This window comes from Rubrivivax benzoatilyticus JA2 = ATCC BAA-35, assembly GCF_000190375.1.
Classification (GTDB): domain Bacteria; phylum Pseudomonadota; class Gammaproteobacteria; order Burkholderiales; family Burkholderiaceae_C; genus Rubrivivax; species Rubrivivax benzoatilyticus.
The window spans coordinates 1-24,109 of record NZ_AEWG01000154.1 but is presented as its reverse complement, the minus strand read 5'-3'; the positions used below and the strand labels follow the sequence as shown (position 1 = coordinate 24,109).

At 71.9% G+C, this 24,109-nt stretch carries 22 protein-coding genes and 1 pseudogene; 8 read left to right on the top strand and 15 right to left on the bottom strand.

What is annotated here, in order from left to right:
- The first annotated feature begins 64 nt into the window (after positions 1–64).
- The 3 genes from RBXJA2T_RS17250 to RBXJA2T_RS17240 all read left to right on the top strand — a co-directional run bounded on the left by RBXJA2T_RS17250 (position 65) and on the right by RBXJA2T_RS17240 (position 2,166).
- A complete protein-coding gene (locus RBXJA2T_RS17250) occupies positions 65–535 on the top strand; it encodes a hemerythrin domain-containing protein (RefSeq protein ID WP_009858711.1) in 471 nt (156 codons plus the stop codon).
- Positions 536–614: 79 nt separating this feature from the next.
- On the top strand, positions 615–1,766 hold the full coding sequence (locus RBXJA2T_RS17245) for an alpha-hydroxy acid oxidase (protein WP_009858710.1): 1,152 nt from the start codon (positions 615–617) through the stop codon (positions 1,764–1,766).
- Positions 1,767–1,899: 133 nt separating this feature from the next.
- Positions 1,900–2,166, top strand: coding sequence for a hypothetical protein (locus tag RBXJA2T_RS17240; RefSeq protein ID WP_009858709.1), 267 nt, complete (start codon positions 1,900–1,902; stop codon positions 2,164–2,166).
- A 1-nt stretch (position 2,167) separates the two neighbouring features.
- On the opposite strand, the gene dcd is transcribed toward RBXJA2T_RS17240, so the two are convergent.
- The gene (dcd, locus tag RBXJA2T_RS17235) at positions 2,168–2,737 is read right to left on the bottom strand and encodes a dCTP deaminase (RefSeq protein ID WP_009858708.1); all 570 of its coding nucleotides are present in this window, start codon (positions 2,735–2,737) and stop codon (positions 2,168–2,170) included.
- Between the two features lie 142 nt (positions 2,738–2,879).
- Between dcd and RBXJA2T_RS17230 the strand changes: the two genes are divergently transcribed.
- The gene (locus tag RBXJA2T_RS17230; protein WP_009858707.1) at positions 2,880–3,422 is read left to right on the top strand and encodes an Mpo1 family 2-hydroxy fatty acid dioxygenase; all 543 of its coding nucleotides are present in this window, start codon (positions 2,880–2,882) and stop codon (positions 3,420–3,422) included.
- 7 nt (positions 3,423–3,429) lie between these two features.
- On the opposite strand, the gene RBXJA2T_RS17225 is transcribed toward RBXJA2T_RS17230, so the two are convergent.
- Positions 3,430–4,473 (bottom strand): threonine aldolase family protein, encoded by a 1,044-nt coding sequence (locus RBXJA2T_RS17225; protein WP_009858706.1) that lies wholly within the window; start codon positions 4,471–4,473, stop codon positions 3,430–3,432.
- Positions 4,464–5,027: a nitroreductase family protein gene (locus RBXJA2T_RS17220; RefSeq protein WP_009858705.1), complete on the bottom strand. Its 564-nt coding sequence runs from the start codon at positions 5,025–5,027 to the stop codon at positions 4,464–4,466. The genes RBXJA2T_RS17225 and RBXJA2T_RS17220 overlap by 10 nt, the downstream gene beginning before the upstream one ends.
- A 233-nt stretch (positions 5,028–5,260) precedes the next feature.
- Here RBXJA2T_RS17220 and RBXJA2T_RS17215 point away from each other — a divergent pair, with 233 nt between their 5' ends.
- Together RBXJA2T_RS17215 and RBXJA2T_RS17210 are read left to right on the top strand one after the other, a co-directional pair.
- Positions 5,261–6,811, top strand: a complete 1,551-nt coding sequence (locus tag RBXJA2T_RS17215; protein WP_009858704.1) for a methyl-accepting chemotaxis protein — start codon at positions 5,261–5,263, stop codon at positions 6,809–6,811.
- 322 nt (positions 6,812–7,133) lie between these two features.
- Complete coding sequence (locus RBXJA2T_RS17210; RefSeq protein WP_138938920.1) at positions 7,134–7,523, top strand: hypothetical protein; 390 nt, start codon at positions 7,134–7,136, stop codon at positions 7,521–7,523.
- A gap of 5 nt (positions 7,524–7,528) precedes the next feature.
- On the opposite strand, the gene RBXJA2T_RS17205 is transcribed toward RBXJA2T_RS17210, so the two are convergent.
- The 7 genes from RBXJA2T_RS17205 to apbC form a co-directional block, all read right to left on the bottom strand.
- Entirely contained in the window at positions 7,529–7,750 is a 222-nt protein-coding gene (locus tag RBXJA2T_RS17205; protein ID WP_009858702.1) for a formate dehydrogenase subunit delta, read from the bottom strand.
- A 17-nt stretch (positions 7,751–7,767) separates the two neighbouring features.
- Positions 7,768–10,632 (bottom strand): formate dehydrogenase subunit alpha, encoded by a 2,865-nt coding sequence (fdhF, locus tag RBXJA2T_RS17200; RefSeq protein WP_009858701.1) that lies wholly within the window; start codon positions 10,630–10,632, stop codon positions 7,768–7,770.
- Positions 10,629–12,101, bottom strand: a complete 1,473-nt coding sequence (locus RBXJA2T_RS17195; RefSeq protein WP_009858700.1) for an NADH-ubiquinone oxidoreductase-F iron-sulfur binding region domain-containing protein — start codon at positions 12,099–12,101, stop codon at positions 10,629–10,631. The genes fdhF and RBXJA2T_RS17195 overlap by 4 nt, the downstream gene beginning before the upstream one ends.
- Positions 12,098–12,508: an NAD(P)H-dependent oxidoreductase subunit E gene (locus RBXJA2T_RS17190; protein ID WP_009858699.1), complete on the bottom strand. Its 411-nt coding sequence runs from the start codon at positions 12,506–12,508 to the stop codon at positions 12,098–12,100. Before RBXJA2T_RS17190 ends, RBXJA2T_RS17195 begins: the two co-directional genes overlap by 4 nt.
- 182 nt (positions 12,509–12,690) lie before the next feature.
- Positions 12,691–13,650 (bottom strand): LysR family transcriptional regulator, encoded by a 960-nt coding sequence (locus RBXJA2T_RS17185; RefSeq protein ID WP_009858698.1) that lies wholly within the window; start codon positions 13,648–13,650, stop codon positions 12,691–12,693.
- A gap of 16 nt (positions 13,651–13,666) precedes the next feature.
- A complete protein-coding gene (locus RBXJA2T_RS17180) occupies positions 13,667–15,325 on the bottom strand; it encodes an OFA family MFS transporter (protein WP_009858697.1) in 1,659 nt (552 codons plus the stop codon).
- A gap of 117 nt (positions 15,326–15,442) precedes the next feature.
- Positions 15,443–16,540 carry an iron-sulfur cluster carrier protein ApbC gene (apbC, locus tag RBXJA2T_RS17175; protein WP_009858696.1) on the bottom strand — a complete coding sequence of 366 codons (1,098 nt, stop codon included), beginning with the start codon at positions 16,538–16,540 and terminating at the stop codon, positions 15,443–15,445.
- A gap of 167 nt (positions 16,541–16,707) precedes the next feature.
- On the opposite strand from apbC, the gene metG reads away from it, so the two are divergent.
- Entirely contained in the window at positions 16,708–18,765 is a 2,058-nt protein-coding gene (metG, locus tag RBXJA2T_RS17170; protein ID WP_029718712.1) for a methionine--tRNA ligase, read from the top strand.
- Here metG and RBXJA2T_RS17165 read toward each other — a convergent pair whose 3' ends face one another.
- Genes RBXJA2T_RS17165 through RBXJA2T_RS17155 form a run of 3 tightly spaced genes read right to left on the bottom strand, consistent with a single transcriptional unit; the run spans position 18,766 to position 21,658 of the window.
- Entirely contained in the window at positions 18,766–20,349 is a 1,584-nt protein-coding gene (locus RBXJA2T_RS17165) for a sensor histidine kinase (protein ID WP_009858694.1), read from the bottom strand.
- Positions 20,346–21,281, bottom strand: a complete 936-nt coding sequence (locus RBXJA2T_RS17160) for a transporter substrate-binding domain-containing protein (RefSeq protein WP_138938921.1) — start codon at positions 21,279–21,281, stop codon at positions 20,346–20,348. Before RBXJA2T_RS17160 ends, RBXJA2T_RS17165 begins: the two co-directional genes overlap by 4 nt.
- 5 nt (positions 21,282–21,286) lie before the next feature.
- Positions 21,287–21,658 carry a response regulator gene (locus RBXJA2T_RS17155; RefSeq protein WP_009858692.1) on the bottom strand — a complete coding sequence of 124 codons (372 nt, stop codon included), beginning with the start codon at positions 21,656–21,658 and terminating at the stop codon, positions 21,287–21,289.
- A gap of 293 nt (positions 21,659–21,951) precedes the next feature.
- Between RBXJA2T_RS17155 and RBXJA2T_RS17150 the strand changes: the two genes are divergently transcribed.
- The gene (locus RBXJA2T_RS17150) at positions 21,952–23,643 is read left to right on the top strand and encodes a SulP family inorganic anion transporter (protein WP_009858691.1); all 1,692 of its coding nucleotides are present in this window, start codon (positions 21,952–21,954) and stop codon (positions 23,641–23,643) included.
- Here the strand turns inward: RBXJA2T_RS17150 and RBXJA2T_RS17145 are convergent, their stop codons facing one another.
- Entirely contained in the window at positions 23,644–23,919 is a 276-nt protein-coding gene (locus tag RBXJA2T_RS17145) for a sodium/substrate symporter small subunit (RefSeq protein ID WP_009858690.1), read from the bottom strand.
- Positions 23,916–24,109: pseudogene (locus tag RBXJA2T_RS20470) on the bottom strand (CYTH and CHAD domain-containing protein); the annotation flags it as partial. The gene RBXJA2T_RS17145 and the pseudogene RBXJA2T_RS20470, both read right to left, overlap by 4 nt.

Below are 24,109 nucleotides of genomic sequence, written 5' to 3'. Positions count from 1 at the left end.
AGCGCAAAAATTCGATACAAACGCGCGCCTAGTCTGGGCCCGTCATCAAGGAAAGCGTCGCCACATGTCCACCCTCGCCTGGTCCGAATCACTGGCGCTGCAGCAGCCGCAGATGGACACGACGCACCACGAGTTCGTCGACCTGCTGGGCACGCTGGAATCCGCCCTCGACGCGGACGACGGCTCGCTCGACGCGGCGCTGGACGCAGTGGTCGAACACACCGAAGCCCACTTCGCCCAGGAAGAGCACTGGATGCTCGGCATGGGCTTCGCCCCGCAGAACTGCCACTCCTACCAGCACGCCCAGGTGCTGAAGGCCATGCACGAGGTGCAGGACCGGCTGCGCGACGACGGCGACGTCGCCCTCGTGCGTCAGCTCGCCGACGAACTGGTCGAGTGGTTCCCGGCGCATTCGCGCTCGATGGACGCCAACCTGGCGCAGTGCATGGTCTCGATGGGCTACCTGCCGGCCGACGCGCTGGACGCCCCGCCGCCGCCGCGGCCCGTCGCGGCCGCCGGCGCCTGCGCCGCCTGAGTCTGCGCCCGGCGCCCGCCGGGCCGCACACGCCGTCTCGGCGCGTGCGTCGTTAGCATCGGCCTCGAGGAGACCGCCGATGCCCGTCATCACCCACATCGAAGACCTGCGTGTGCTCGCGAAGAAACGCGTGCCGCGCATGTTCTACGACTACGCCGACTCCGGTTCCTGGACCGAGAGCACCTACCGCGCCAACGAACACGACTTCCAGGCGATCAAGCTGCGTCAGCGTGTCGCCGTCGACATGGAAGGCCGCAGCACCGCGTCGACGATGGTCGGCGTGCCGGTGGCGATGCCGGTGGCGATCGCGCCGACCGGCCTGACCGGCATGCAGCACGCCGACGGCGAGATCCTCGCCGCGCGCGCCGCCGAACGTTTCGGCATCCCGTTCACGCTGTCGACGATGAGCATCTGCTCGATCGAGGACGTCGCCGCGCACACGAAGGCGCCGTTCTGGTTCCAGCTCTACGTGATGCGCGACCGCGACTTCATCGAGCGCCTGATCGACCGCGCCAAGGCCGCCGGCTGCGGCGCGCTGGTGCTGACGCTGGACCTGCAGATCCTCGGCCAGCGCCACAAGGACCTGAAGAACGGCCTGTCGGCGCCACCCAAGCTGACGCTGCCCAACCTGCTGAACCTGGCGACCAAGCCGCGCTGGTGCCTGGGCATGCTGGGCACAAAGCGGCGCGGCTTCGGCAACATCGTCGGCCACGTGCGCGGCGTCGCCGACATGAGCAGCCTGGGCGCCTGGACGGCGCAGCAGTTCGACCCGCGGCTGAACTGGAACGACGTCGAGTGGATCAAGAAGCGCTGGGGCGGCAAGCTGATCCTGAAGGGCATCCAGGACGTCGAGGACGCGCGGCTGGCCGTCGAGTCCGGCGCCGACGCGCTCGTCGTCAGCAACCACGGCGGCCGCCAGCTCGACGGCGCCGAGTCCAGCATCCGTGCGCTGCCGGCGATCACCGCCGAGGTCGGCTCGCGCATCGAGGTCCACATGGACGGCGGCATCCGCTCCGGCCAGGACGTGCTGAAGGCCGTCGCGCTGGGCGCACGCGGCACCTACATCGGCCGCGCTTTCCTCTACGGCCTGGGCGCGATGGGCGAAGCCGGCGTCACCAAGGCGCTGGAGATCATCCACAAGGAACTGGACCTGACGATGGCCTTCTGCGGCCGCAAGCGCATCGCCGACGTCGGCCCGGACATCCTGCTGCCGGGCACGGCACCGCGCTGAGCCGGGACGGCTGAAACCGGCCGATCGTTGCATTTGCAACGCCGTTCGGCCCTTCCCGGGCTGATCCGGCTCAGGGCGATCGGATAGACTGGGGTTTACCCTGAGTCAAGCCAACGACCGCCCGGAGCCCCCGATGAACGTGAGCCAGATGTCCCGCATCAAGCGCTGGCAGCTCGAGCACCGCCGCGAAGCGCCGCTCGAGTACCACGCCTGGGACATGATGCTGACGCTGTGGGTGCTGGGCTGGATGGGTGTCGCGCCGGCGCTGCTGCTGCACTGGACCTGGATGGTCGCGCTGTGCGTGCCGGCGTTCTTCGCGCCGTCGATCTACGTGCGGCTGCGCGCTCGCCTGCACGACAGCGGCCGGCTGCGTTGCGACTGGCTGCCGGCGCTGGCCTGAATCAGGTCTTGGGCAGCGTCACGCCGACCTGCCCCTGGTACTTGCCGCCGCGGTCGCGGTAGCTGGTCTCGCAGACCTCGTCGCTCTCGAAGAACAGCACCTGGGCGCAGCCCTCGCCGGCGTAGATCTTGGCCGGCAGCGGCGTCGTGTTGCTGAACTCCAGCGTCACGTAGCCTTCCCACTCGGGCTCGAACGGCGTCACGTTGACGATGATGCCGCAGCGTGCGTAGGTGCTCTTGCCCAGGCAGATCGTCAGCACGTTGCGCGGGATGCGGAAGTACTCGACGGTGCGCGCCAGCGCGAAGCTGTTCGGCGGGATGATGCAGACGTCGGCCTCGATGTCGACGAAGCTCTTCTGGTCGAAGTTCTTCGGGTCGACGACCGTGCTGTGCACGTTGGTGAAGACCTTGAACTCGGGCGCGCAGCGGATGTCGTAGCCGTAGCTGCTGGTGCCGTAGCTGACGATGCGCTGGCCGTCGGCCGACTGCCGCACCTGGCCGGGCTCGAACGGCTCGATCATGCCGTGCTGCTCGGCCATGCGGCGGATCCACTTGTCGCTCTTGATGCTCACTTCAGTCCTCGGGTCGGCCCGGCCGCGTCGAAAACGCGCGATTGTGCGTGAAATGCCGCCACCGGCACGCGGGTCAACTCAAGCCGGGTGGCAGCTTTGCCGATCCGGGGGCTAACATGGCCCGCGAAGGAGACGCTGCCCGATGTCCAGCCCGTTCCGCCCCGCGATCGACCTGCTGGCCCAGTATGCCCGCTACCACCGCGACGAACGCAACATCGCGACGCACGTCGTCGGCGTGCCGCTGATCGTCTTCTCGATCGGCGTGCTGCTCGGCCGGCCGGGTTTCCAGATCGCCGGCTACGCGCTGTCACCGGCCTGGCTGCTGTTCGCGCCGGTGGCGCTGTGGTATCTGACCCGCGGCGAGTTCGTGCTCGGGCTGGCCGTCTCGGCGGCCATCGCCGCGCTGCTGATGCTGGCCCAGCCGCTGGCCGAGGCCGGCACGCTGGCCTGGCTGGGCCTGGGCGCCGGCGGCTTCTTCGTCGGCTGGACGATCCAGTTCCTCGGCCACTACTACGAAGGCCGCAAGCCGGCCTTTGCCGACGACCTGATCGGCCTGCTCGTCGGCCCGATGTTCGTCGTCATGGAACTGCTGGCGATGGCCGGCGGGTGCAAGGGCCTGGTCGCGCGCATCGAGAGCCGCGTCGGCCCGACCATCGTGCGCGACCTCGCCCACCCCGCCACCTGAGCGCGGCTCAGCCGCCGAGCAGCTCCCGCAGCACCGCCGCCGCGCGTTCGACCTGGGCGGCCGTGACGTCCAGGTGCGTCACCGCCCGCAGCGTGCGCGGGCCGAAGGCGACGATCAGCACGCCCCGCTCGCGCGCCTGCGCGACCAGCGTCGCCGCATCGGGCATGCCCGGCGCCAGGCGGAAGACGACGATGTTCGTCTGCACCGTCGCCAGGTCCAGGTCGACACCCGGGCAGCCGGCCAGCGCCTCGCCCAGCCGCCGCGCGTGGTGGTGATCCTCGGCCAGGCGCTCGCGGTGCCGGTCCAGCGCGTGCAGCGCGGCGGCGGCGAAGATGCCGTTCTGGCGCATCGCGCCGCCGAGCATGCGGCGGTGACGGTCGGCAGCGGCGATCAGCGCCCGCGGCCCGGCCAGCAGAGAGCCGCCCGGCGCGCCCAGGCCCTTCGAGAACGAGACGCCGACGAGGTCGAACGGCGCCGCCAGCTCGGCCTCGGGCCGGCCGCTGGCGACGGCGGCGTTCCACAGCCTGGCTCCGTCGAGGTAGGTCTTCAGGCCGCGCTCGCGGGCACGCGCGCAGACCCGCTCGACGACGGCCTGCGGCACGACGACGCCGCCGGCGCGGTTGTGCGTGTTCTCGATCTGCAGCAGCGTCGTCGGCGGGAACACCGGCAGGCCGCTGGGCTTGATCGCCGCGTCCAGGTCGTCGACGTCGAAGACGCCGCCCGAACCGACCTCGACGATCTGCACGCCGGCATTGGCCGCCGAACCGCCGGCCTCGTGCCAGGCGGCGTGGCATTCGCGCGCCGCGACGACCTCGTCGCCGGGCCGCGTCAGCACGCGCAGCGCAACCTGGTTGGCCATCGTGCCCGAGGGCAGCCAGATCGCCGCTTCCTGGCCCAGCAGCTCGGCGCAGCGGCGCTGCAGCGTGTTGGTCGTCGGGTCCTCGCCGTACTGGTCGTCGCCGACCTCCGCGGCGGCCATCGCGGCACGCATCGCCGCGGTCGGGCGGGTGACGGTGTCGGAGCGCAGGTCGACCGGCGCACTCACGGCCATGTCCCCCAGACCTGGCGCGGCTCGGCCTTGGCCGCGCGCGTGGACGGCGCACGCGCCGGCGTGCCCAGCGCGATCCAGCCGACCAGCGTCTCGCCGGGGCCGCAGAACGCGGCCTGCAGCCCGGCGTCGCGCACCTTGGCGCCCGACAGCATCTTGCCGCCGAAGCCCAGCGCATGCGCCGCGTTCAGGAAGTTGGTGATCGCGCCGCCGACGGCGATCCACTGCTCGTGCGCCGGCACCTGGGGGTGGCCGAGATCCAGACGCGCCAGCACGACGACGGTGACCGGCGGGCGTGCCGCACGTTCGGCATCCATCGCGACACCGGCCTCGTCCTTGCCGGCGCGCCGCGCCGCGGCGGCGAAGGCCTCGCCGAGGCGCTCGCGCGCCGCCCCGCGCACGACGGCGAAGCGGTAGGGCACGAGCTCGCCGTGGTCCGGCGCGTGCAGCGCGGCCTGGGTCATCCGGTCGAGCGCGGCGTCGTCGGGGCCGGGCTCCACGAGGTGCTTGGCGCCCAGCGAATGGCGGCTCAGCAGCAGTTGCAGCGGGGTGTTCATCGCCGCGAGCGTACGCGATCGCGAGCCCCGGGGCGCCGGCGGCACGCGCAGCAGAGCCCCCGCCGGTGTCGAGCCCGGGGCCGACCAAGAAGCGAACGGGAACACACGACCGAGGGTAAACCCTCGTGTCTTTGATCCGCCTCAGGGTTGATTTCATTGTTTTGCTCATTTCGGATATCCAGCAACCGATAGGCGGACAGACGCCTGCTGACAGGCGAAGGGAAGAACAAGAAATGAACTGGATCCGGAACTGGTCGATCGGGACCCGGCTCGCGGCGGGCTTCGTGCTGGTGGGGGTGCTGGCCGTCGCGATGGCGCTGTTCGCGCGCCACGAGCTGGAACGCGCCAACGAGGCGCTGAGCGGCATCGTCGACGCGCGCATGGTCACCGTTGACCACGTGAGCGTGCTGAAGAACAACGCGCTGCGCGGCGCCCAGGCCCTGCGCGACGCGATGCTGCAGAGCGACCCCGCCGCCGCACGCACCGAGCTCGAGCGGCTGGCCGGCATGGCCCAGCAGAACGCCAAGACGCTGGCGGCACTGGACGCCACGGTGGCGGGCGACGGCCGCACGCTGCTGACGGCGCTGAAAACCGCGCGCGAGCCTTACATCCGCACGCTCAACCAGGTCGGCGAGCTCGACAGCGCCGGCCGATCCGGCGAAGCGCGGGCGCTGATGCACGGTGAACTGGCGGCGCTGCAGGCGCGCTACTACGAAGCCCTGGATGCACTCGTCGCCCACGAACGCGACCAGATGATCGCCGCCGCCCAGGCGGTGCGCAGCCAGACCGCACGCGACGGCTGGGTGATGCTCGGGCTGGCGGCGCTGGGGGCGCTGCTCGGCGGCGCTGTCGCGCTGCTTGTCGGGCGCTCGATCGTGCGGCCGCTGCACGAGGCGGTGGCCTTCGCCGAAACGGTGGCCGCCGGCGACCTGAGCGGACGCATCGCCGTCACGCGCCACGACGAGGCCGGCCAGCTGCTGGCCGCGCTGCAGCGCATGAACGACAACCTCGCCGGGCTGGTGGGCCACGTGCGCGAAGGCTGCGAGAGCATCGCCGCCGGCTCCACCCAGATCGCCGGCGGCACCGCCGACCTCAGCCGGCGCACCGAATCGCAGGCCAGCAGCCTGCAGCAGACCGCCGCGTCGATGGAGCAGCTGGCCGGCACCGTGGCCCAGAACGCCGCCACCGCGCGCCAGGCCAACGAGGCCGCGGCCACCGCCGGCAGCACCGCCGGCCGCGGTGGCGAGGCCATCGAACGCGCCGTGCGCACGATGGAAGACGTGAGCACCAGCTCACGCCGCATCGCCGAGATCATCGGCGTCATCGACGGCATCGCCTTCCAGACCAACATCCTGGCGCTCAACGCCGCAGTCGAGGCGGCACGCGCCGGCGCGCAGGGCCGCGGCTTCGCGGTCGTCGCCAGCGAGGTGCGCAGCCTGGCCCAGCGCTGCACCACCGCGGCACGCGAGATCAAGAGCCTGATCGGCGCCAGCGTCGAGACCGTCGACTCGGGTGTGCGCCTGGTCGGCGATGCCGGCGCGGCGATGCACGAGGTCGTCGCCGAGGTCCAGAACGTCGCCCGGCTGATGGCCCAGATCAGCGCCGCCAGCGCCGAGCAGACCCAGGGCATCGGTCAGGTCAACGACGCCGTCGCCGACCTCGACCGCGCGACGCAGGAGAACTCGGCGCTGGTCGAGGAGAACGCCGCCGCCACCGACAGCCTGCGCCAGCAGGCCGCCAAGCTCGTCGACGTCGCCGGACGCTTCCGGCTGGCGGCCGGCTGACAGCCGGCAGGCCTGACCGGGCCGCCCCTAAAATGAGGGGTTTCACCGTCAAGTCACGAAACAATGTTTGAGGAATCGCCCCGCGGCGGCCGCTGGTCGGCCGTCTGGTGGCCGGCCGTCACTGCCGTCGCGGCGACCCTGTTCTGGCTGCTCCTGAGCCCCCGAGACGCTGCGCTGGCTGATCGCCGAGAACGGGCCGATCGAAGGCACGAATGCAGCGCTGTATTTCGTCTGCAGCCTGATCTTCCTGCTGACGCGGCGCATCGAGCCCGCGACCCGCGCCGCGCTCGGGGTGCTGTTCGCGGCCTTCGGGGCGCGCGAGATGGACTGGCACAAGGCGCTCACCGGCAAGAGCGTGCTGAAGGTCAGCTACTACCTGGGTGACGCACCGTGGCAGCAACGTCTGCTCGCGTTCATCGCGGTGGCCTTGGTGGCGGCCGCGGTGCTGACGCTGCTGCTGCGCCAGGCCGGGCCGCTGCTGCACCACTGGCGCCGGCGCGACCCGGTGGCCAGCAGCGTCGTGATCTTTGCCGTGACGATGTTCATCACCAAGGTCATCGACCGCATGGAGAACCTGCTGGCCGAGGACTGGGGCATCGTGTTCGCCCCCGAAACGGGGCTGCTGATCGGCTCGCTGGAAGAGACGATCGAGCTGTCGCTGCCGCTGATCGCGCTGGTCGCCTGGGCCCAGTTCCGCGCGATGCGGCGCTGACGCGCTCAGGCGCGCACCGCGACCCGCTCCCAGGCTTCCAGCACCAGCGGGTGCAGCGCCGCCGTGTCGCCGCCGGCGATCAGCGCGCCGAGCTGCTCGCGCAGGCGCGGCTCCCAGAACTTGCGGAGGTGGCCGGCGACGCCGTCCACCGCCTCGGCGTGCTCGGGCATCGCCGCGAAGAACGCGGCGATGCGGTTGGCCATCTGGACGATCTGTTCGCTGTTCATCGTCGTCTCCCCTGCCCTCACTTGGCCGCCGCGGCGGCGGTCTCGCGCTCGGCGTGGGCGCGCAGCTGGGCCTCGTTGAAGCTGCGGTAGCGGCGCTGCCACTCGCTGGGCTGCGTCACCTTGGTCACCTCGACCGCCGTCACCTTGTACTCGGGGCAGTTGGTCGCCCAGTCGGAGCTGTCGGTGGTGATGACGTTGGCGCCCGACTCCGGGAAGTGGAAGGTCGTGTAGACGACACCCGGCGCGACCCGCTCGGTGACGCGCGCGCGCAGCACGGTCTCGCCGGCGCGGCTGGTGATGCCGACCCAGTCGCCGTCGACGACACCCCGAAGCTCGGCGTCGCTGGGGTGCAGCTCCAGCCGGTCCTCGCCGTGCCAGGCGGTGTTGGCGGTGCGCCGCGTCTGCGCGCCGACGTTGTACTGGCTGAGCACGCGCCCGGTGGTCAGCAGCAGCGGGAAGCGCCGGTTGGCGCGTTCGTCGCTCGGCTGGTAGGCGGTGATGACGAAACGCCCCTTGCCGCGCACGAAGCCGCCGACGTGCATCACCGAGGTACCGGCTTCTTCGGTGCGCTCGTTGCACGGCCACTGCACGCTGCCCAGGCGCTCGATCTTCTCGTAGCTGACGCCGGCAAAACTCGGCGTCAGCGCCGCGATCTCCTGCATCACCGCCTCGGGGTGGGCGTAGTCCATCGGGTAGCCCAGCGCCTTGGCCAGGCGCACCGTCACCTCCCAGTCGGCCAGACCCGCCAGCGGCGGCATCACGCGGCGCACGCGGCTGATGCGGCGTTCGGCGTTGGTGAAGGTGCCGTCCTTCTCGAGAAAGCTCGCGCCCGGCAGGAAGACGTGGGCGTACTTGGCCGTCTCGTTGAGGAAGATGTCCTGCACGACCAGGCACTCCAGCGCCTCGAGCGCGGCGCCGACGTGCTGGGTGTTGGGGTCGGACTGCACGATGTCCTCGCCCTGCACGTACAGGCCCTTGAAGCTGCCGCCGAGCGCGGCGTCGAACATGTTCGGGATGCGCAGCCCCGGCTCCGGGTCCAGCGTCACGCCCCAGGCGGCGTCGAACTCGGCGCGCACCGTGCTGTCGCTGATGTGGCGGTAGCCCGGCAGCTCGTGCGGGAAGCTGCCCATGTCGCAGGAGCCCTGCACGTTGTTCTGGCCGCGCAGCGGGTTGACGCCGACACCTTCGCGGCCGACGTTGCCGGTGGCCATCGCCAGGTTGGCGATCGCCATCACCGCGGTCGAGCCCTGCGCGTGTTCGGTGACACCGAGGCCGTAGTAGATCGCGGCGTTGAGACCGCGCGTCGCGTACAGCCGCGCGGCGCTGCGCACCGCGGTTGCCGGCACGCCGCTGACGGCTTCCAGCACCTCGGGCGAGTTCTCCGGCCGGGCGACGAAGTCGCGCCACTGGCCGAAGCTGCGCGCATCGCAGCGTTCGGCGACGAAGGCTTCGTCGACCAGGCCCTCGGTGACGATGACGTGCGCCAGCGCGTCGAGCACGGCGACGTTGGTACCGGGCTTGAGCTGCAGGTGGTGTTCGGCCTTGACGTGCGGCGAGGCGACGAGGTCGATGCGCCGCGGGTCGATGACGATCAGCTTCGCGCCCTGGCGCAGCCGGCGCTTGAGCCGCGAGGCGAAGACCGGGTGGGCGTCGCTCGGGTTGGCGCCGATGACGAGCACGACGTCGGCGTGCGCGACCGACTTGAAGGTCTGCGTGCCGGCCGAGGTGCCGAAGGTCTGGCCCAAACCGTAGCCGGTGGGCGAGTGGCAGACACGTGCGCAGGTGTCGACGTTGTTGTTGCCGAAGGCCGCGCGCACCAGCTTCTGCACAAGGTAGGCCTCCTCGTTGGTGCAGCGCGACGAGGTGATGCCGCCGACCGCGCCGCGGCCGTGTTCGGCCTGCAGGCGGCGGAACTCGCTGGCGGCGTAGGCGATGGCCTCGTCCCAGCTGACCTCGCGCCAGGGGTCGGTGATCTTCGCGCGGATCATCGGCTTGGTGACGCGGTCCTGGTGCGTCGCGTAGCCCCAGGCGAAACGGCCCTTGACGCAGGCGTGGCCCTCGTTGGCGCGGCCGTCCTTCCACGGCGTCATGCGCACGACGCGCTTGCCCTGCATCTCGGCCTTGAAGCCGCAGCCGACGCCGCAGTAGGCGCAGGTCGTCACCACCGCGTGCTCGGGCAGGCCCATCTCGATGACGCTCTTCTCCTGCAGCGTCGCGGTCGGGCAGGCCTGCACGCAGGCGCCGCAGCTGACGCATTCGCTTTCGAGGAAAGGCTCGTCCATGCCGGCGGCCACGCGCGAGGCGAAACCGCGGCCGGAGATCGTCAGCGCGAAGCTGCCCTGCACTTCCTCGCAGGCGCGCACGCAGCGGTTGCAGACGATGCACTTGCTCGGGTCGTAGGCGAAGTACGGGTTGGACTCGTCCTGGGCCGCCTTCAGGTGGTTGGCGCCGTCCCAGCCGTAGCGCACCTGGCGCAGGCCGACGAGACCGGCCTGGGTCTGCAGCTCGCAGTCGCCGTTGGCGGCGCAGGTCAGGCAGTCCAGCGGGTGGTCGCTGATGTAGAGCTCCATGACGCCGCGGCGCAGCTCGGCGAGCTTCGGCGTCTGGGTGCGCACGTTCATGCCGGCCTCGGCCGGCGTCGTGCACGAGGACGGGTAGCCGCGGCGGCCGTCGATCTCGCAGATGCACAGCCGGCACGAGCCGAAGGCTTCAAGCCCTTCGGTGGCGCACAGGCGCGGGATCTCGATGCCGGCTTCGGAAGCGGCGCGCATCACCGACGTGCCCGCGGGCACGCTGACGGCGCGGCCGTCGATCGTCAGCGTGACGGTGGTGGCGCTGTCGCGCGCCGGGGTGCCGCGGTCGGGTGTCTCGATCGTGTTCATCGCCGGAAATCCTCCGGGTAGTGGTTCAGGGCCGACAGCACGGGCAGCGGCGTCATGCTGCCCATCGCGCACAGGCTGGCGTGTTTCATCGTGTCGCACAGGTCGCGCAGCAGCGATTCCTGGCGGTCGTCGCCGGCGAGCAGCTTGTCGATGACCTCGACGCCGCGCGTCGAGCCGATGCGGCAGGGCGTGCACTTGCCGCAGCTCTCCTGGGCGCAGAAGGCCATCGCGTAGCGCGCCAGGCGCGCCATGTCGGCCGTGTCGTCGTGCACGACGAGGCCGCCGTGGCCCAGCACCGCACCGACGACGGCATAAGCCTCGTAGTCCAGCGGCACGTCCCAGTGTTCCTCGGGCACGTAGCTGCCCAGCGGGCCGCCGACCTGCACCGCCTTGACCGGCCGGCCGCTGGCGGTGCCGCCGCCGAAGTCGAACAGCAGCTCGCGCAGCGTGACGCCGAAGGCGCGTTCGACGAGGCCGGGGAAACGCAGGTTGCCGGCGAGCTGGAAGGGCATCGTGCCGGTCGAGCGGCCGACGCCGAAGTCGCGGTAGTAGGCCGGGCCTTCGGCGAGGATGGTCGGCACCGCGGCCAGCGTCAGCAGGTTGTTGATGACCGTCGGTCGGCCGAAGAGCCCGGCGATCGCCGGCAGCGGCGGCTTGGCGCGCACGACGCCGCGCCGGCCTTCGAGGCTCTCCAGCATCGCCGTCTCTTCGCCGCAGACGTAGCTGCCGGCGCCCATGCGCACTTCCATGTCGAAGCCGTCCAGCCAGCCGGCAGCGCGTGCGACCTCGATCGCGCGGCCGAAGATCTCGACCGAACGCGGGTACTCCGAGCGCACGTAGACGTAGCCGCGCGAGGCGCCGACGGCGCGTGCCGCGATCGCCATGCCTTCGATCAGCAGGAAGGGGTCGCCTTCGAGCAGCATGCGGTCGGCGTAGGTGCCCGAGTCGCCTTCGTCGCCGTTGCAGACGACGTACTTCAGCTCGCCCGCCGCCTGGGCGACGGTGCGCCACTTGATGCCGGCCGGGAAGGCGGCGCCGCCGCGGCCGCGCAGGCCGCTGTCGACGATGGCCTGGATGATCGCCTCGGGCGCCATCGCGCGCGCCGCACGCAAGCCGGCGCCGCCGCCGTGGGCCTCGTAGTCGGCGATCGACAGTGGCCGCGTCAGCCCGGCGCGTGCGAAGGTCAGGCGCTGCTGGCGCTGCAGATAGGGCAGCGCGTCCATCGGCCCCAGCGCCTTCGGATGGTCGGGCGTGCCGGCGACGATGGCCGCGACGTCGGCCGGCGTGCAGGGGCCGTAGCCGATGCGGCCTTCGGCGCTGTCGACCTCGACCAGCGGCTCCAGCCAGAACAGGCCGCGCGAGCTGGTGCGCCAGACCTCGGCGCCGGCGGCCTCGGCGGCACGCGCGACGGCGTCGGCACCGACGGCCAGCGCGCCGCTGTCTTCGGGGATGTAGAGGCGGCGGTTCAACCCAGCACCTCGTCGAGCTTCTCGGGCGTCAGGCGGCCCAGCGGCTCCTCGCCCAGCATCGCCGCCGGCGACGAGGCGCACAGGCCCAGGCAGTAGACCGCCTCGACCTGGCAGCCGCCGTGCGCCTGGGCGTGGTCCCAGAGCCGGTCGGCGCCCATCGCCTGGCAGGACTCGGCGCGGCAGACCTGCAGCACCGGCGCCGTCGGCTTCTCGGTGCGGAAGTGGTGGTAGTAGCTGACGACGCCGTGGACCTCGGCGCGCGAGAGGTTCAGCGCCTGGGCGATCCGCGGCAGCGCCTCGCGCGGGATGTAGCCGAGCGTGTGCTGGAGCTCGTGCAGGATCGGCAGCAGCGGGCCTTCCCGACCCTGGTGGCGCGCGATCGTGGAGGCAACAATGTCCTGGGTCATGCACCATGATCTGGCGCAAGCTGCCGCGGCGTCCAATGGGAAACACGAACCGCGCGATTCGCAGGTCGAATCGCCGGCGGGCGCGGGCCTCGGCTCACGAGGGAGAAGCGCGACACGCGCCGACCGCGTGCCGAACACGGCCTAGGGAATGTCCTGAGCCCGGCGACGCACGCCGGCGGCGTTCAGCCCACGACCCGGCGCAGCCGCGCAGCGGCTTCCAGCGTGCCGCTGTGGCCGCGCACGTGCTCCAGCCAGACGAGGTCACGCGCCAGCTCCAGCGCCGCGTCCAGCGCGCGCGAGCGGCGTGCGCCGACGGCCAGCATCAGCCCGATCGGCGTCAGCACCTCGGGCGCGACCAGCGGCCGCGCCTCGAGCTCGCGGTGCGCCGTCAGCGTGCTGACCAGCGCGCCGGGCAGCACCGCGGCGACACCGCCGGCCTGCACCGCGACCAGCAGCGCGAGCACCGAGTTGGTCTCGATCGCCGGCTGCGGCGTGCAGCCCAGCTCGCGGAACACGCCGTCGAGGATGGCGCGGTTGTGCATCTCCGGCGACAGCAGCGCCAGCGGCTGTGCCGCCGCCTCAGCCCAGGGCATTGCCGGGCCGAAGCTCAGCGCGTCGCCGGGCACCGCGGCGCGCTGCAGCAGGTAATAACGCTCGACGTACTGCGGCACCGTCTCCAGCCGCGACGGCGCACGTTCGACATAACCCAGGCCGAGGTCGATGGCCAGCGTCTCCAGGCCGAGCTCGATCTCCTGCGAGGCCAGCGAGCGGATCTGCGGCTGCACGCCCGGATGGCGCTCGACCAGGCGTGCGGCCAGCCGCGCGGCCACCGGCAGCGCCGTCGGCACGGCGCCGATCACCAGCCGCCCCTGCGCCCGGCCGGCGCCGGCGCGCAGGTCCTGCTGCAGCAGCTCCTGCTCGTGCAGCAGCCGGTGCGCGGTGGCGAGCACCCGTTCGCCTTCGGGCGTCAGGCCTTCGTACTGCCGGCCGCGGCGCACGATCGCGACCTCGAAGTGCTGTTCCAGCGTGCGCAGCGCGTTCGACAGCGCCGGCTGCGTGATGTGGCAGGCCGCCGCGGCACGGCCGAAGTGGCGGTGCTGCTCCAGCGCGACGAGGTAGCGGTAGGCGTCCAGCAGGTTCATCGAACGGCGCCCGCGCTCAGTGGAAGAAACGCGCGACGCTCAGCGCCGTACGGTACACGCCCCAGGCCAGCGGCAAACCCACGGCCGCCCAGGCCAGCGCGACCAGCAGCGTGGAGCTGCGGTGGAAGCTCATCGTGCCGGCGCCGGTCTCGGCGGCCTGGGCACGGTCATGGGCCTGGCGGCGCTCGGCAGCCAGTTCGGCCTCGGACATGAAGTGTTTCGGGTTCACCGGCCGCACCAGCAGGTTGCAGACCAGGCCGACGAGCAGCATGCCGGCCAGGATGACCATCGTCTGGTTGTAGACCTGCTCGCGCGGCAAGCCCTGCGCCAGCTGCCAGTCGCGCATGTAGTTGACGACCACCGGCCCGAGGATGCCGGCGGTGGCCCAGGCGGTCAGCAGCCGGCCGTGGATGGCGCCGACCATCTGCGTGCCGAACAGGTCGGCGAGGTAGGCCGGCACGGTGGCGAAGCCGCCGCCGTACATGCTGAGGATGACGCAGAACGCGGCGACGAAGAGCAGCAGGCTGCCGGCGCCGGCACTGTACGGCACGCTGAGGTAGAGCACCGCGCCGAGCACGAAGAACACGACGTAGGTCGCCTTGCGGCCGATGCGGTCCGAGAGGCTCGCCCAGAAGAAGCGCCCGCCGATGTTGAACAGCGACAGCAGCGCGGTGAAGCCGGCGGCGACGCCGGCGATCGCCGCCAGCTGCGCCGTGTCCAGATCGCCGAAGCGAGCATCGACGCCGACCAGGCGGCCGCCGAACACCTCCTGCAGCATCGGGCTGGCCATGCCGATGACGCCGATGCCGGCCGAGACGTTCATGCACAGCACCATCCACACCAGCCAGAACTGCGGGATGCGCCAGACGCGGCGGGCGTGCACGTGGCCGTGCGTGACCATCGCCGCCGTGCCCGGCTCGGCCTTCGGCGGCGGCTGCCATCCGGCCGGCGCCCAGTCGGCCGCCGGGATGCGGTAGGCCAGTGCGCCGCCCATCATGAAGACGAAGTAGATCGCGGCCATGACGACGAAGGTCGCGGCGACGCCGACGTCGCTCGGCGTGGCGAAAGCCTTCATCAGCTCGGCGGCCAGCGGCGAGCCGATCATCGCGCCGCCGCCGAAGCCCATGATCGCCATGCCGGTGGCCATGCCGCGGCGGTCGGGGAACCACTTGATCAGCGTGCTGACCGGCGAGATGTAGCCCAGCCCCAGACCGATGCCGCCGATGACGCCCGAGCCGAGCAGCATCAGCCAGAACTGGTGCCAGTGCACGCCGGCCGCCGACAGCAGCATGCCGCCGCACCAGCACAGCGCGCTGACGACACCCGCCTTGCGCGGACCGACACGCTCCAGCCAGCCGCCCCACAGCGCCGCCGAGCTGCCCAGCAGCACGAAGAACAGCGTGTACATCCAGCCCAGCGTGCTGATCTTCCAGTCGCAGTGGCTGACGAACAGTTCCTGCCAGAAGCCGACCTCGGGCCCGCAGGCCAGCGGCTTCGTGATGCCGATCGCCTTGGACAGCGGCAGCCAGAAGACCGAGAAGCCGTAGGCCATGCCGATGCACAGATGGATGGCCAGCGCCGCCGGAGGCACCAGCCAGCGGTTGAAGCCCGGGGGCGCGACGGTGCGCTGCTTGTCCAGCCAGCCGCGGCCGGCGTTCAGGGAGTCGGTCGACATCGGGGAACGGAGGAAGCAAGGCGCGCGCCTCGGGCCGCGCGGGACGGGCCGGCCTTCGACAGGCCGGGCGGTGGACGACGCGCCCCTGGGAAACCGGCCGGGGCGGGCCGGGACGGATCAGGTGTTCTGGGACACCGTGATCGTCGGGAACTTGGCCGAGAAGTCCTTGGCCTTCTGCGCCACACGCACCGCGACGTGGCGCGCCATCTGCTTGTACAGGCCGGCCAGTTCACCGTCGGGTTCGGCGACGACCGTCGGGCGGCCGCCGTCGGCCTGCTCGCGGATCGACATCGCCAGCGGCAGCGCGCCGAGGTAGTCGACGCCGTACTGCGCCGCCATGCGCTTGCCGCCCTCGGCACCGAAGATGTGTTCGGTATGGCCGCAGTTCGGGCAGCAGTAGACGGCCATGTTCTCGACGATGCCCAGGATCGGCACGCCGACCTTCTCGAACATCGTCAGGCCCTTCTTGGCGTCGAGCAGCGCGATGTCCTGCGGCGTCGTGACGATCACCGCGCCGGTGACCGGCACACGCTGCGCCAGCGTCAGCGCGATGTCGCCGGTGCCCGGGGGCATGTCGACGACGAGGTAGTCCAGGTCCTTCCAGTTGGTCTGGCGCAGCAGCTGCTCCAGCGCCTGGGTGGCCATCGGGCCGCGCCAGATCATCGCCTGGTCGGGGTCGACGAGGAAGCCGATCGACATCACCTGGATGCCGTGGCCGACCAGCGGGTCCATGGTCTTGCCGTCGACGCTGGCCGGCTGGCCGTCGGCCACACCCAGCATCGTCGGCTGGCTGGGGCCGTAGATGTCGGCGTCGAGGATGCCGACCGAGGCGCCTTCGGCGGCCAGCGCCAGCGCCAGGTTGACGCTCGTCGTGCTCTTGCCGACGCCGCCCTTGCCCGAGGCCACCGCGATGACGTTCTTCACGCCCGGCAGCAGCGGCACGCCGCGCTGCACGGCGTGGGCGACGATCTTCGTCGACACCGCCGCCTGGGCGCGTTCGACGCCCGGCACGCTGCGCGCCGCCGCCTCCAGCGCCGCGGCCAGCGCCGCGACCTGGCTCTTCGCCGGGTAGCCGAGCTCGGCGTCGAAGGCGACCTCGCCGCCGGCGATGCGCAGGTTGCGGATCTGTTTCGTCGAGACCAGGTCGCGGCCGGTGTTCGGGTCGACGACGGTCTTCAGCGCTTCGAGCAGCGCGGCTTCGGTGACGGTGGCCATGGCGGAGGGCAGGCGGGAGGGCTGGGGGACAAAGGCGCGGCAGTCTAGCGCCCGCGGCGCACCCGCGCGGCCGGCGCGGGCAAGCGGCGGGCCGGCGGCAGGCGCCGGTCCGTAGAATTCCCGCCTTTGCCCGCCCACGCGTGCGCTCGCCGGCACGCCCGCTCCCGATGACCCGCAAGCTCTTCGTCACCACCGCGCTGCCCTACGCCAACGGCCCGTTCCACATCGGCCACGTGATGGAGTACATCCAGGCCGACATCTGGGTGCGGCTGCAGCGCATGCGCGGCGCCGAGGTGCGTTTCGTCTGCGCCGACGACGCCCATGGCGCGCCGATCATGATCGCCGCCGAGAAGGCCGGGAAGACGCCGCAGCAGTTCGTCGCCGACATCGCTGCCGGCCGCAAGCAGTACCTCGACGGCTTTCACATCCAGTTCGACAACTGGCACTCGACCGACGGTCCGGAGAACCACGAACTCGCGCAGTCGATCTACCTCGCGCTGAAGGCCAACGACCTGATCGAGGTGCGCACGATCGAGCAGTTCTTCGACCCGGACAAGGGCATGTTCCTGCCCGACCGCTTCATCAAGGGCGAATGCCCGAAGTGCGGCGCGAAGGACCAGTACGGCGACAACTGCGAGGTCTGCGGCGCCGTCTACGCGCCGACCGACCTGAAGAACCCGTACTCGGCGCTGTCCGGCGCGACGCCGGTGCTGCGCACCAGCGAGCACTTCTTCTTCAAGCTGTCGGACCCGCGCTGCGTCGAGTACCTGGAGAGCTGGACCCAGGACGGCCGCCTGCAGCCCGAGGTCGCGAACAAGGTGCGCGAGTGGTTCACGCGCGACGAGGCCGGCCAGGTCAGCCTGGGCGACTGGGACATCAGCCGCGACGCGCCCTACTTCGGCATCGAGATCCCCGGCGCGCCGGGCAAGTACTTCTACGTCTGGCTGGACGCCCCGGTGGGTTATCTGGCGTCGCTGAAGAACTGGTTCGTGAAGAACGTGCCGGGCGACGCCGCCGCCGCCTTCGACGCCTACCTCGCCCAGCCCGAGCTGGAGCAGGTGCACTTCATCGGCAAGGACATCGTCACCTTCCACACGCTGTTCTGGCCGGCGATGCTGAAGTTCAGCGGCCGCAAGACGCCCGACCGCGTCTACGTGCACGGCCACCTGACGGTCAGCGGCGAGAAGATGAGCAAGAGCCGCGGCACCGGCATCAGCCCGCTGCGCTACCTGGAGCTGGGCCTGGACGCCGAGTGGCTGCGCTACTACATCGCCGCCAAGCTCAACGCGCGTGTCGAGGACCTGGACTTCAACCCCGAGGACTTCGTCGCCCGCGTCAACGCCGACCTGGTCGGCAAGTACGTCAACATCGCCAGCCGCGCCGCCGGCTTCCTGGCCAAGCGTTTCGGCGGCCGCCTGACGGCCGACGTCGGCGTCGAGGGCCGGGCGCTGCTCGACGGCCTGCGCGCCCACGCCGGCGTCGTGCTCGAGCACTACGAGACGCGCGAGTACGGCAAGGCGCTGCGCGAGGTGATGCTGCTGGCCGACCGCGTCAACGAGTACGTCGACCAGAACAAGCCCTGGGAGCTGGCCAAGCAGCAAGGCGCCGAGGCGCGGCTGCACGACGTCTGCACGGTCTGCATCGAGGCTTTCCGCCTGCTGACGCTGTACCTGAAGCCAGTGCTGCCGGCCACCGCCGCGCGCGTCGAGGCCTTCCTCGGCATCGCGCCGCTGGCCTGGGACGACGCCGCCCGCGCGCTGGGCGCGCACACGATCGGCGCCTTCAGCCACCTTCTGCAGCGGGTCGACCCGAAGAAGCTCGAGGCGCTGTTCGAGCCGCCGCCGGCGCCGGCCGCGCCGGTGCCCGGCGGCGAGCCGCTGGCCGCCGAGATCGGCATCGACGACTTCGTCAAGGTCGACCTGCGTGTCGCGCGCATCGTCGCCGCCGATGCGGTGGAGGGCAGCAGCAAGCTGCTGCGCCTGACGCTGGACGTCGGCGAAGGCCGCACGCGCAACGTCTTCAGCGGCATCGCCGCGGCCTACGCGCCCGAGCAGCTGGCCGGCAAGCTGACGGTGGTCGTCGCCAACCTGGCGCCGCGCAAGATGAAGTTCGGCGTCAGCGAAGGCATGGTGCTGGCCGCCAGCCACGCCGACGAGAAGGCCCAGCCCGGCGTCTTCGTGCTCGAACCCTGGCCCGGCGCCCAGCCGGGCATGCGCATCCGCTGATCAGGCCAGCGGCAGGCGCACGCTGAAGCAGGCGCCGCGGCCGGGCTCGGACTCGAGCTCGATCGTGCCGCCGTGGGCCTCGGCGATCTGGCGTGCCAGCGCCAGGCCCAGGCCGGTGCCGTCGTAGTGGCGGCGCAGATTCAGGCGGCGAAAGGGCTGGAACAGCTTGTCCTGGTCGGCCGGCGCGATGCCGATGCCGTTGTCGGCGACGCTGATCCAGGCCAGGCCGCCCTCCAGCCCGGCGCTGACGCGCACCTGCGGCGTGCGTTCGGGCGGCACGAACTTCAGCGCGTTGGACAGCAGGTTCTGGAACAGCAGCGACAGCAGCGCCGGGTTGCCGCGCACCGCCGGCAGCGGCGCGACGTGCACGTCGGCGCCGCGTTCGCGCACGCTGGCCGCCAGCGCCAGCAGCACCTCGTCGAGCAGCGGGCCGAGCGCGACGGCCTGCGTCGCCGGCGGCTCGCCGCGCTGCATGCGCACGTACTGCAGCACGTCGTCGAGCAGGGTTCGCATGCGCCGCGTCGACTGCAGCATCAGCCCCAGGTAGCGCCGGCCGGGCTCGCTCAGGTGCTGGGCCTCGTCCTGCTCGAGCAGGCTGCCGAACTGCACGACGGTGTTCAGCGGCTCGCGCAGGTCGTGCGAGGCAATCCGCACGAACTGCTCCAGTCCGTCGTTGGCACGGCGCAGCTGCTGCGAGCGCGCCTCCAGCCGCTGCCGGGCGTCGCGCAGGTCGGCCTGGGCCGCGGCCAGCAGCTGCGGCGGCACCAGCGCCGCGGCGTAGGCGAGGTAGACGTAGATCGTCTGCCAGGCCGCCAGCCGCGGCGGCGGCACGAAGACGCCGGTGCCCAGCGCCAGCGCGACCGTCAGCGACACCGCCAGCGTCAGCGCCAGCAGCGCCGGGTAGGACAGCACGAACACGCCCAGCAGCAGCGGCAGCGTCAGGTAGATGAACGGGGACGGCAGTTGCGCCAGCGCCAGCAGCGAGACGCCGACGGCCAGCGGCAGCAGCACGACGAACCAGGCGTCGTCACGGCCGGCGACCAGCGAGGCCGCGCCGTCGCGGCAGACCAGGAAGGCCAGCGGCAGCACCGACATCGCGCCGATGACCCCGCCCTCGTACCAGCGCAGCCAGACGCCCTCGATCGCGTCCAGCCCCTGCGGCGCGAGCAGTGCCGTGCCCAGCGTGGCGCTGACGGCCTGTGGCAGCAGCCCGCCGACGACCAGCAGCGTCGCCAGCGCCGGGGCCGAGCGCAGGCCGCGCTCGGGCAGGCGCGCACGCTGCAGCCCCCAGGCGCCGAGCACGATCTCCAGCAGGTTGGGCGGCACGAAGCTCGCCGCCAGCAGCAGCGTGTCGCCCTGCAGCAGGTTGGCGCCGAGGTTGGCGATGCCGGCGGCGGCCAGCAGCAGCGGCCAGTCGGCCCGCGGCCGGTTGGCCAGCGCCGCGACGCCGATCGCGTTGGCGAACCAGATCGAGGCGATCGAGCCCGGCTGGCGCGCGATCAGCATCGAGATCAGCGCCGCGACCGCATAGGCCAGCACCAGCCAGGCCGCCAGACGCCAGCGGTGCGCGCCGGGATCGTTCACGGGATGCGGCGCCCGCCACGCGGCCGCGGCGGCACCGGCTTCACGCGCACCCGGCGGGCGTAGACCAGCAGGCCGGCCAGCACCGCGAACAGCACCAGCAGCATGCCCAGGCGCGTGGCCACCGGCGCTCGCCCGGCCATCTGTCCGGGCTGCAGCGGCCCCAGCCAGCGCCGCAGCACGGCGGCACGCTCGGCCTCGGGCACGGCGGCGATGCCGGCGTCGAGGATCGTGCGCAGCTCGGGCCAGTCGGCGCGCACCGCGAAGCTCAGCTCGTACTCGAAGCCCACCTCGCCGGCGCTGGCCAGCCCGCCCAGCGCGTGGCGGCGCATCACGAAGGCCGCGCTCGCGGCGTCGACGACGGCGGCATCGGCGCGCCGCTCGGCCACCGCGCGCAGCGCCTGCAGGTCGTCGCTGACCGGCAGCCAGCGCACCCGCGGGTAGGCCGCCCTGACCACCGGCTCGACGCCGTAGCCGGCGCCGACGGCCACCGGCCGCCCTTCGAGCGCCGCCAGCGTGCTGCCCGGCCGGTCGTCGCGCACGACCAGGATCGCCGGCACCTTGACGTAAGGCCGGGTGAACAGCAGGAAGGCGGCGCGTTCGGGGCTCGGGCGCAGCGAGGTCAGCAGGTCGGCCTCGCGCCGCTTCACGCGCTCGAGCTGCTCGCCCAGCGGCCGGGCCGGCAGCCAGCGCAGTTCGAGACCGGTGCGGCGCTGCACCAGCGCCAGCAGGTCCACCGACAGGCCGGCCACCTGGCCGTCGTCGTCGACATAGACGAAGGGGCCGTAGTCATGCTCGGGTGCGGCGCGCAGCGTGCCCTGCGCCTTCAGCCAGTCCTGCTGCGCCGGCGTGGTGACCGGCCCGGCGGCCGCCGCGGCGGACAGCCACCCGGCCAGCAGCGCGAACACGGCCAGCAGCCTGCCGCCGCCGGGCATCGTGTTCAAGCCGACGCCTGCTGGCGCAGACGCGCCGCGGCGGCCGGGTCCAGCGGCTTGGTGACGTAGCCGGCGACACAGCGGTAGGCCGCGGCACGCTCGCGGTCGGACGGGTCGGCCGACGAGCTGAGCATCACGATCGCCGAGCCGTTGCGCTGCACCGCCGGCAGCGCCTCGTAGGCGTCGAGGAACTCGAAGCCGTTCATGCCGGGCATGTTGATGTCCAGCAGGATCAGCTCGACCCGCGGCGCGTCCGAACGCAGATAGTCCAGCGCCGCACGCGCCTCCTCGAAGGAGAGGACGTCGAACCCTTGCCCGGCACGCTCGAGCACGATCCGCGTGAACAGCAGATCGGCCTCGCTGTCGTCGACCAGCATCACTCGACAGGCCACGCTCACCCCCTCTTCGCGGCGCCGGGTCGAGGTGCCCGACGTTCTCGCGTCGGCGCGAAGTGCGGAAATTGCACCTCAACCACGCTCAACCGGCAAGCATGATGCCCGGGATGGCGCAGGGGCGGTGGCATGATGTCGGTCATGCAGCCTGCCGACGCCACGCCCGCCGATTCGCCGGTCGCGCTGCCGTCGCGCCGCCGCCGCTTCATCGCACGCATGCACCATGGCGGCCCTCCGGGACCGGGAGCCCTTCCCGTCCCACGCTTCCCGGAGTCCGCATGTCCCCTTCCCGCCTGCACCGCTTCCGCCCGCGCCTGCTCGACGCCCTGACGGGCTACGACCGCCGCCGCTTCTCCGCCGACCTCGGCGCCGGCATCACCGTCGGCATCGTCGCGCTGCCGCTGGCGATGGCCTTCGCGATCGCCTCCGGCGTCAAGCCCGAACAAGGCCTGTTCACGGCGATCATCGCCGGCTTCCTGATCGCCGCGCTCGGCGGCTCGCACGTGCAGATCGGCGGCCCGGCCGGCGCCTTCATCGTCATCGTCTACGGCATCGTCGAGCGCTACGGCCTGGCCAACCTGCTGATCGCCACCTCGCTGGCCGGCGTGCTGATGTTCGTGATGGGGCTGTTCAAGCTCGGCGCGCTGGTGCGCTACGTGCCGGTGCCGATCGTCATCGGCTTCACCAACGGCATCGCGGTGCTGATCGGGCTGTCGCAGGTGAAGGACTTCCTCGGCCTGGACACGCCCAAGCTGCCGTCGGACTTCTTCTCGCAGATCGCGGTGCTGGCGCGCCACGCCCACACGCTGAACCCGGCGGCGCTGGCGCTGGCCGCGGCGAGCCTGGCGATCGTCGTGCTCTGGCCCAAGTCCTACAAGATGCCGACCGCGCCGAGCGGGCTGCTGGCGCGGCTGCGGCGGCTGTCGGCGCACCTGCCGGGCACGATCGTCGCGCTGGTCGCGGCCACTGTCGCCACGGTGCTGCTGGACCTGCCGGTGGAGACCATCGGCAGCCGCTTCGGCGGCATCCCGCAGTCGCTGCCCGGCTTCGAGCTGCCCGAGTTCAGCTGGACCACCGTCAAGCAGCTGCTGATCCCGACGGTGACGATCGCGCTGCTCGGCTCGATCGAGTCGCTGCTGTGCGCCCGCGTGGCCGACAACATGGCGCCGATCCCGCGCCACGACCCCAACCAGGAGCTGATGGCGCAGGGCGTGGCGAACTTCGTCACGCCGCTGTTCGGCGGCATCCCGGCCACCGGCACGATCGCGCGCACCGTGACCAACGTGCGCGCCGGCGGGCAGACGCCGGTGGCCGGCATCGTGCACGCGCTGACGGTGCTGGCCGTGGTGCTGCTGGCCGCGCCGCTGGCGCTGCACGTGCCGCTGGCGGCGCTGGCCGGCATCCTGGCCTTCGTCGCCTGGAACATGGGCGAGTGGCGCGAGTTCGTGCGCCTGCGCCAGTTCAGCGTCCAGTACCGCACGATCCTCGTCGGCACCTTCGCGCTGACGGTGATCTTCGACCTGACGGTGGCCGTCGAGGTCGGGCTGATCCTGGCCTGCGTGTTCTTCATCTACCGCATGAGCACGCTGTTCCGCGCCGAGCCGGTGGCCGACGCCGGCGCGCCGGAGGGTGTGCGTGTCGTCGAGGTCTTCGGCTCGCTGTTCTTCGGCGCCGTCGGCAAGATCGAGACGCTGACGGCGCAGCCGCCGGGCACGCGGGCGCTGGTGCTGGAGATGCACCGGCTGATCTCGATGGACACCTCGGGGCTGGACGCGCTGTCGCAGCTGCACCGCGAGCTGGAGCGCCGCGGCGTGCGCCTGGTGCTGGCCGCCGTCAACGAGCAGCCGCGCTCGCTGATCCGGCGCGCCGGCTTCGAGGCCGAGATCGGCGCGGCCAACATCACCGCGACGCTGGCCGAGGCCTACGCAGCGGCGCTGGCGCCGGCGCCGGAGGTCTCGGAAGCCGGCTGATCAGTCGTCGCCCGGGTCGCCGCGCTGGTCGTCGCGGCGGTCCATGACGATGGCGTAGACCCAGACGATGACGAGGTAGACGATCGGCGCGCCCTGCGCCGCGACCCAGAAGCCGAACGGCGCGCCGAAGAAGCCGAAGTCGAGCTCGCGCGCGAAGAACGCGACGACGAAGGTCACGACGAACCAGGCCAGCAGCAGCCAGCCGGTCAGGCGCCGGTTGCGCCGCCAGTCGCGGCGCCGGCGCTCGGCCTGGCGGCGCTCGAGTTCGGGGCTCATCGCCAGAAGCGCCGGACCTCGTCCAGCGGCGCGAGCGCCGCGGCCGCGCGTGCGAGCAGCGCCTCGTCGCGGCCGGCCAGCCAGCCGAGCGCGAAGGCCAGCGCCGGGTCGGCGGGATCGGCCGCGGCGCGCGCGGCCAGCGTCTGGCGGGCGACGCTGCGGTCGTTGGCCTCGCCCAGCGCCTCCAGCG